The sequence below is a fragment of the Pseudoalteromonas sp. TB25 genome (assembly GCF_000497995.1).
Lineage (GTDB): Bacteria > Pseudomonadota > Gammaproteobacteria > Enterobacterales > Alteromonadaceae > Pseudoalteromonas > Pseudoalteromonas distincta.
The window spans coordinates 1-7,719 of sequence record NZ_AUTI01000429.1 but is presented as its reverse complement, the minus strand read 5'-3'; the positions used below and the strand labels follow the sequence as shown (position 1 = coordinate 7,719).

Below are 7,719 nucleotides of genomic sequence, written 5' to 3'. Positions count from 1 at the left end.
ATTATACCGCTGTCACGCATTATTACGTTTTGCATATAACTGGCAAAACCCTCGCTAAGCCAAAAACCGGAGTAGGGAAGTAGCGGCAAATATAAATGCGAAAGTTCATGGTATAGCGTCCAATCTTTAGTGAATGCATTTAAACTGGCATAGCGATCTATATGTAGTTCAAGCCCATCGGGGTTATTGCGCTTAACTGTAGCCCACGGTACAGGCTCAAAAGCAAAGTATTGCGGTTTTAAATAAATAGGCAATGTGGTTTGTTTTAAAGGACCCAGTGTATTTTGTGTTTTTTCAACACTTTGATTAACCCATATAGACACCGTATTTTGAGCATTACTTGAGAGCGAGCTAAGGTTATGTATGACTACTTCAACGGTTAATGCGTTAAAAGAGCTGATTAATAGTAGCAGTACAAAAAAGAATTTCATTAAAATGCTCCACTGTAATTTAATAACTGGTACGCCAGGCTTAATATACAAGACCAACTAAATGGATAAATAATCACGCCTAATTCTTTATTTTTTAAAATGATAGTAACTATAAAAGTACAAATACAGACACTCCTAGCTAAGCATGGTTTAATCAATTAATCGTTATTTTAAGTTAGGTTTTAGCCATGACGTATCAGCATATTCAAGTTCCTGAGCACGGCCAAAATATCACTATTGATGCACAAGGACACTGGCAAATACCGTTAGAACCTATTATTGCTTTTATTGATGGCGATGGCGTGGGGCTAGATGTTATGCCGGTAATGCGCCACGTTGTTGATAGTGCAATTGAGCATTGTTATAAAAGCGCACGGAAAATTCATTGGATGCAAGTTTATAATGGCGAGCAGGCCGCAAAGCTGTATGACGGTGATTGGTTCCCGCAAGAAACAATTAACGCGGTACGTGCCTGTAAAATTGCCATAAAAGGGCCGCTAACCACACCACTGGGTGGTGGCTTTAGATCGCTTAATGTTGCACTCAGGCAAGAAATGGATTTGTTTGTAAATATGCGCACTATAAAAGGCTTTAGTGCACTTCCTTCTCCTTTAAAAAATCCTTTTTTAACAAACATAACAGTGCTTCGTGATAGCAGCGAAGACGTGTACTCAGGTATTGAGTGGCAAGCAGGGAGTGTAGAAAGCGAAAAAATGCTCGATTTTTTATGTGAGGAAATGGGCGTAACCCGCTTAAGGTTTTCGCAAGAATGCGGTATTGGTATTAAAAATATATCTAAAGAAGGCTCTGAGCGACTAATGCGCTTTGCCATTAACTATGCACTTAAAAACGATAGTGAATCATTAACGCTAGTACACAAAGGTAATGTACTTAAATTTACCGATGGGGCATTTAAGCGTTGGGGGTATGCACTTGCACAAAGCGAATTTAATGCCACTGCACATGAAAATGGGCGTTGGCTGCAAATAGAGCGAGTAAATCAAGCACCTCTAATTATTAAAGAAGTTATAGCCGACAACATGCTGCAGCAATGTTTAATGCACCCAGAGCAATTTGATGTAGTGGTGACGACTAATCAAAATGGTGACTTTTTAGCGGATATGCTGAGCGCACAAGTTGGCGGTGTTGGCATAATGCCTGCTGCAAATTTAAATAACGATGTCGCATTTTTTGAGCCTACACACGGCACGTTTGAACGTATAGCAGGGCAAAATAAAGCAAACCCCAGCAGTAGTATTTTAAGTGCGGTATTAATGCTTAAATTTATGGGATGGGACGAGGCCGCATTACTAATAGAAAATGCGTTAGAGCAAACATTTAAAAGCGGTGAAGTAACCTTTGATTTAGCGCAAGAGCAGAGCGATAACTCAAGTATTCATAACTCGACAACCTTAACTTGTACTAGCTTTGCAAAGAAGGTTATCGAGCACTTTTAAACACATTCATTATTAAGCTGCTGAGGCAGTTTTTACTCTGTGCATGCAAGGGCGGTTGGTTAACTGCGCTGCACGATGGTAAATCTCATGTGCTTGAGGTTCATCGCACTGCGTACCACTAAGCGTATCCATTAACGCAACAACAATAATTGCAGGAACCTGGCAGCAATATTCGTCTAAAACGGCTTCTGTCGTTTGTGCATCAACATGGCAAAGTGGGTGGTTTTTAAGTTGGTATGCGTTTAGCAATGTATCCACTTCTAATACATCATTTGGTTGGTGCTTTGTTTTACGGCATTTACAACCAAACTCATCAACTAAAGTAGCTAATGCTTGGTAAGTTTCAGTGGTGTCAGCTTTTGTGCATAACTGCTCTTCAATAAACTGATGTAAATTAGCATCAATAAATAACCCGTCTTGTTGTGTGAAGCTTGATGTTGTCATAATTATTACTCTTAGTTTGTTGGCTTAACTTCACTCTAGCGCTAAGTGTATTATTAATGAAATTGTTGTTTTCAATAGCTGACATTGATTTCATCAATAGTAAGTTTTAAAACTAAATAAAAAATAGAAAACATACCTAAATTATACTAATTAATTTGGTGCAGAGCGGTAAAAACGTGCACAAAACTGGAACAAGGGGATTAGTTGATGAGTTAAGTTGGATGCTTAGTTAATTGTTTTTATTGAATTTTAATTATTTTATGAAGTTGGTACTAAGCTTGCTAACTATACTCTGTAGGTAGACTCCTATATCGACGATTTCCAAAAGCGCCATGGTATTTTCCCAAAGTTGAATACCACGGCGCTTTTTTATTTTCTCGTGTATTTTATTTAGCCGTAACAATAGTAATATTAAATTTTAATAAAGTAGGGAATAGCCACTAAAATAGCGCCTACAATCAACAGCATGCTAACACTGCTCATAAAATACGGAAATACCAATAGCGACAAACCAATACAAAGCGGTACTACGGCTTTTTTTCTTCGCCCGTAAGTAAGGTAGCCAATACCTATGCCTCCAAACAAAACACTCCACGCAATTATTGATGCACTATCCATTTTTACTCCATTTGAAGTTATTGTCTAAAACCGAGCTTGTTTGAAACTCATAGCACAGCATGTCTATATTTAATTATCTGTCTGCAATCGTTTTAGCAAACGCTAATAATTCACGCCTTAACCATTGGTGTGCAGGCGCATGGTGTAGTAGCGGGCTCCATATCATTTTTACCTCAATAGGGACTATTTGAAATGGCACAGGGCTGATTACTAAATCAGTATGGGAGGTTAACAATTTAGCCTGCCTGCGCGGTAGGGTGGCAATAAGTTGCTCTGATTGGCAAAGCAGGCTTGCAACCATGTAGTGGCGAGTAAAAACACGTATTTTGCGGGTTTGTTCTAGTTGCCAAAGGGCTTCGTCTACCCAGCCTAATTTTTGCTTTCCTGACTTATTAGTAACTGCGGCCTCAGGCCCCCAGCCTGCACGGTTTACCCAAATATGCTCTTTTTTTAAGTAGTCGTCTAACCCTGATTGTTGTAAAAATGTATTTTTAGGATGCGTTAAACAACAGTAGTTATCTCGCCATACACTGGCTTGATGAAACGAGCGTGGCAAACCATTAAAGCGATTTATTGCTAAATCTATAGTGCCTTTTTCCATGTCTTGCAGGTTTACGTCGCTTGGACTTAATACATCAAAATTAATACCGGGATTTTTACTAAGCTGCGCAGTTATAAAAGGGGCTATTAAGGTCGACTCTATGTAGTCGTTTGCCATTATTCTAAACGTAACTTCAGCCGTTGTAGGGTTAAATTGCTCACTAGGCTGCGTAATAGCTTCGGCCATTTTTAAGAGCGCCTCAACTTCAGGCTTTAACGCAAGTGCCTTTGCCGTTGGCGTCATAGAGCCTGCAGCACGAACAAGTAGCGGGTCATCAAATAAATCGCGCAAACGTTTTAATGCGTTACTCATAGCCGGTTGCGTAAGCGCGAGTTTATTTGCAGCTTTCGACACACTTTTTTCATCTATTAACACATTTAAATAAACGAGAAGGTTAAGATCGACATTTCTTATATTCATATGGGCGTGTTGGCCTTTCAGGGTTGAAATTTGTTCAATCTAGGGGCGATTTAATCGCGGCGCGAGGTTTGCCACCTAGTGGGCTAAGTAAAAATCGAGCAACAAAGAGTTAATCGTCCCTAGAAAGAACCCTATGGGCAGTGTGTATTTGGCCTTTATGCAGCGTTAAAGTACATTTATGGGGAGCCACCACACTACATGTACTTTGCCTTGCTTATAAACCAAATACACGGCTGCAAAATTAACCTCGAAAGGTCAATACGCCCAATAAATTCTATTTATATGGTTTATTAATTATCTAAATTAAAGCCTGCTTGCTAAGGTGTAAACAATTAATAAAAATAACCGCCATAACTGGCATCAATATAAGTGCTGTATTTATGCAAAATAGGCTAACACATCAATCTAATAATACGCTGCAAAACGTTATTGCCAGTAAGCTTGCACGATCTGTTTTTGCTGGATTTGAGGCGATGTTTTCGCAATTTTTAAATATTACACTGGGTGCACAAAGCCGTTTTGAACAACGACAGTACCATAGTGTGCAAAGTGCTATGCGTGAACGTTTACAAGTGTATGAGCGCGAAGTGAAAAACGTGAGTGAAGCCGTGAGAGTTATTGCTTATGCTGAGCTTACTTGCCCGCAAACGTGGCAGTTAGCTAAAAATATTTACGGCGATATGGTACAAAATCACGAAAACAAACCTATTGCGCATACTTTTTTTAATTCAACGTTTGGCGCAATTTGGGACGATAAAAAAATTCGTACTGTGCATTTGTTTGTATTAAAAGCAAAGTATCGTAGTGAGCCACGCTCTTATGAAAGCTTAGTGAGCAGGGTATCGCTAAATAATGGGTTTAATAACGCCGTTAAAACGCTTATCACTAATCAAGTATTTAGAGTGCCGTTTAGTCATTTAGAACTTGATGTAGCCACATTACAAAGTACGTTAATGCAAGGCGCTAAGCAGCAATGCAAACAGGTGTACGAACTTATAAATTTAAACGACGGTTATATTGAATACGCCAACTCATTATTTTTTAGAAACAAAGCCTGTTATTTAATTGGGCGCTGCATTGCTAAAAATGGCGACAATATGCCTTTTGCTATCGCTATTTTAAATACCGATGAGGGACTAAAGCTTGATGCTGTAATGATGGGCGCCGATCAATTAAGTTTATTATTTGGCTTTGCACGCACCTATTTTATGGTTGATACCGATAAGCCCGCTCGTTATGTAGATTACTTAAGTGTGTTAATGCCACACAAACAACGCTTTGAGTTATTTAACGCCATTGGTTTTATAAAGCACGCCAAAACTGAGTTTTATCGGTATAAGGTCGATACGACTAAAAATAGCCCAGCCAACTTCAAGTATGTCACAGCACCAGGGACGCCAGGTATGGTAATGCTGGTATTTACTATTGAAGGGCTAGATTACGTTTATAAAGTAATTAAAGACAAATTTAGTGCGCCAAAAACAGCCACCAAAGCACAAGTGATAGACAAGTATAACTTTGTAAAACAAGCCGATAGGGTTGGGCGTTTGGTAGACACACACGAATTTAGATATTTAGCGTTTGATTTAAGCCGTTTTAGTGATGAATTGCTTGAGCAGATGAAAAACCAAATTGGTAGCAGTATGGTTATATCGGGTAAGGCACTCATTTTAAAGCACGTTTATGTTGAGCGTAAAATGACCCCGCTTAATTTATATATTAACCAATGCGATAACAAAACCTTAGAGAGCGTGATGCATGACTACGGTAAAGCAATTAAAGAGTTAGCGGGCGCTAATATATTTCCGGGCGACATGCTAATGAAAAACTTTGGCGTAACGCGATGGGGGCGAGTGGTGTTTTACGATTTTGACGAAATTTGCCCACTAACCGATTGCAACTTTAGAGACGTTCCACAAACCCAAAATGCACTCGAAGAGCTAAGTAGTAACTCGTATTTTGATATAGCTGAAAACGATATATTTCCGAGCCAATTTAAGGTGTTTTTTAGTGCCAACGATATTGCGTTTAACTATTTTAATAATGAGCACAGTAACTTGTTTTTAGCGACGTTCTGGCAGGATTGTCAGCAACAAGTTCATAATGGTTATCTACCCGATGTTTATCCTTATAAACAAAGTTGGCGCTTTTGAGGTTGTTTGAATCTGTGTTCATCCCCATCTATATGTTATTACAGTTTTTAAACTTGGAGCAACAATGAAATATATTTCTCATGAAGATGGCAATCTTGCATTTAGTGAAACCGAAAAGCCGGTTTTAAAGAGCCATGAGGTACTTGTTAAAGTTGCAGCAATAGGTGTAAACCGTGCAGACAGTATGCAGCGCCAAGGTAAATACCCGGCCCCTGCGGGAGATAGCCCGATTTTAGGTTTAGAATGTGCGGGTACAGTTACTGAGCTTGGAAAAGATGTAGATAAAAGCTGGCTAAACAAGCGTATTTTTACATTGTGCTCTGGTGGTGCTTATAGCGAATATGTAGCAGTTGATGCAAAACAGCTTATGGAATTACCCGATGATGTAACAATGGCTGAGGGCGCCGCAATAAGCGAAGTGTATTTAACGGCATTTGGCGCGTTATTTGAGCTTGGTAAATTACAAAAAGGGCAAACAGCGCTTATTCATGCAGGTGCTAGTGGCGTGGGCGGTGCAGCAATTCAAATGGCTAAAAGCGCAGGTGCTACCGTAGTTATTACCGCTGGTACGGATGATAAATGCCAACACGCAAAAGAACTCGGTGCCGATCATGCAATTAACTACAAAACCACCGACTTTGTAGAATATATGAAAGCAAATGAGTTAACAGCAAATGCAATTGTAGATCCTGTTTCGGGGAGTTACTTAAATAAAAATGCCGCTATTGCAGCCATGGATTGCCAAATTGTAATGCTTGCATTTTTAGATGGACGTTTTGCAGAGGTTGATTTTGCCGCGCTTTTACAAAAGCGTATTTCGTTTCATGCCTCAACGCTTAGAAATCGTAGTATTGAGTTTAAACGTCAGGTGCGCGACGACTTTGTAGCGCGTTTTTACAACGATATTGCCACTAAAAAGTACGACTTTAACTTGTATAAAACATTGCCTTGGAGCGACGCAAACGAAGCCCATGCTATTTTAGAGCGTAATGAAAACGCAGGAAAAGTGGTTTTACTTGTAGAGTAACTCTTTAATTTTAGGGTTTAGCCCATATACTAAGCCCTATAAAAAACACTTAAGGTTTAATAATGAATCCAATACTAGCAATACTTAAAGAGCACAATGTAAGCGACGAAAAAGTAAAAGCATTGTTTGAAGCGTTTACTCAAAACCCAATGATGGCAATGGCGCTTGTTCAAGAGCTTGGTATTCCGCCAGAAAAGCTACAGCAACTAATGGCAGTCGTGATGACTCAACCGCATCTTATTAAAGAAGCGACTGACGAACTTGGTTTAGATTTTGAAAAAGTAAAAGAAGCGAAAGAAAAACTAAATCAATAATTTGTTATGTCATGAAACAAAAATAAATAAAAAAGCATAAGTATTTACTTATGCTTTTTTAGTTGGCTTATTCTTTTATGACTACTCTTTTGGAAGTAGTACTGTGTCGATAACATGAATTACGCCGTTGCTTGCTTTTACATCAGCTTTTACAACTTTAGCGTCATTTATCATTACGCCCATGCTGTCGGCTTTAACCATAACTGATTGGCCTTGTAGTGTTTTCGCACTATCTACCTTCATTACATCGGCTG

General features: G+C 39.1%; 8 protein-coding genes and 1 pseudogene. 4 read left to right on the top strand and 5 right to left on the bottom strand.

Annotation, left to right across the window (positions count from 1 at the left end):
• Nucleotides 1–431, bottom strand: a pseudogene (locus L652_RS0120965) (hypothetical protein); the annotation flags it as partial.
• A 188-nt stretch (nt 432–619) separates the two neighbouring features.
• Here L652_RS0120965 and icd point away from each other — a divergent pair.
• Nucleotides 620–1,888, top strand: a complete 1,269-nt coding sequence (icd, locus tag L652_RS0120960) for an NADP-dependent isocitrate dehydrogenase (RefSeq protein ID WP_024595337.1) — start codon at nt 620–622, stop codon at nt 1,886–1,888.
• Between the two features lie 12 nt (nt 1,889–1,900).
• Here icd and L652_RS0120955 read toward each other — a convergent pair whose 3' ends face one another.
• The 3 genes from L652_RS0120955 to L652_RS0120945 all read right to left on the bottom strand — a co-directional run bounded on the left by L652_RS0120955 (nt 1,901) and on the right by L652_RS0120945 (nt 3,971).
• A complete protein-coding gene (locus L652_RS0120955; RefSeq protein WP_024595338.1) occupies nt 1,901–2,332 on the bottom strand; it encodes a hypothetical protein in 432 nt (143 codons plus the stop codon).
• A 411-nt stretch (nt 2,333–2,743) separates the two neighbouring features.
• Entirely contained in the window at nt 2,744–2,950 is a 207-nt protein-coding gene (locus L652_RS0120950) for a hypothetical protein (RefSeq protein WP_007375422.1), read from the bottom strand.
• Between the two features lie 73 nt (nt 2,951–3,023).
• Nucleotides 3,024–3,971, bottom strand: coding sequence for a LysR family transcriptional regulator (locus L652_RS0120945; protein WP_024595339.1), 948 nt, complete (start codon nt 3,969–3,971; stop codon nt 3,024–3,026).
• Nucleotides 3,972–4,351: 380 nt separating this feature from the next.
• Here L652_RS0120945 and aceK point away from each other — a divergent pair, with 380 nt between their 5' ends.
• From aceK to L652_RS0120930, 3 genes are all read left to right on the top strand, one after another.
• On the top strand, nt 4,352–6,124 hold the full coding sequence (aceK, locus tag L652_RS0120940; protein ID WP_024595340.1) for a bifunctional isocitrate dehydrogenase kinase/phosphatase: 1,773 nt from the start codon (nt 4,352–4,354) through the stop codon (nt 6,122–6,124).
• A gap of 64 nt (nt 6,125–6,188) precedes the next feature.
• Nucleotides 6,189–7,151, top strand: coding sequence for a zinc-binding dehydrogenase (locus L652_RS0120935; protein WP_024595341.1), 963 nt, complete (start codon nt 6,189–6,191; stop codon nt 7,149–7,151).
• A 62-nt stretch (nt 7,152–7,213) separates the two neighbouring features.
• Nucleotides 7,214–7,465 carry a DUF2999 family protein gene (locus L652_RS0120930; protein ID WP_007582532.1) on the top strand — a complete coding sequence of 84 codons (252 nt, stop codon included), beginning with the start codon at nt 7,214–7,216 and terminating at the stop codon, nt 7,463–7,465.
• Nucleotides 7,466–7,546: 81 nt separating this feature from the next.
• On the opposite strand, the gene L652_RS0120925 is transcribed toward L652_RS0120930, so the two are convergent.
• Nucleotides 7,547–7,719, bottom strand: a 173-nt coding sequence (locus tag L652_RS0120925; RefSeq protein WP_029753174.1) for a fasciclin domain-containing protein, incomplete at its 5' end; no start/stop codon positions are given.

Excerpts from the sequence above, each read along its gene's own strand:
- icd (WP_024595337.1), top strand. The coding sequence starts at position 620 with ATGACGTATCAGCATATTCAAGTTCCTGAGCACGGCCAAAATATCACT.
- L652_RS0120955 (WP_024595338.1), bottom strand. The coding sequence starts at position 2,332 with ATGACAACATCAAGCTTCACACAACAAGACGGGTTATTTATTGATGCT.
- L652_RS0120950 (WP_007375422.1), bottom strand. The coding sequence starts at position 2,950 with ATGGATAGTGCATCAATAATTGCGTGGAGTGTTTTGTTTGGAGGCATA.
- L652_RS0120945 (WP_024595339.1), bottom strand. The coding sequence starts at position 3,971 with ATGAATATAAGAAATGTCGATCTTAACCTTCTCGTTTATTTAAATGTG.
- aceK (WP_024595340.1), top strand. The coding sequence starts at position 4,352 with ATGCAAAATAGGCTAACACATCAATCTAATAATACGCTGCAAAACGTT.
- L652_RS0120935 (WP_024595341.1), top strand. The coding sequence starts at position 6,189 with ATGAAATATATTTCTCATGAAGATGGCAATCTTGCATTTAGTGAAACC.
- L652_RS0120930 (WP_007582532.1), top strand. The coding sequence starts at position 7,214 with ATGAATCCAATACTAGCAATACTTAAAGAGCACAATGTAAGCGACGAA.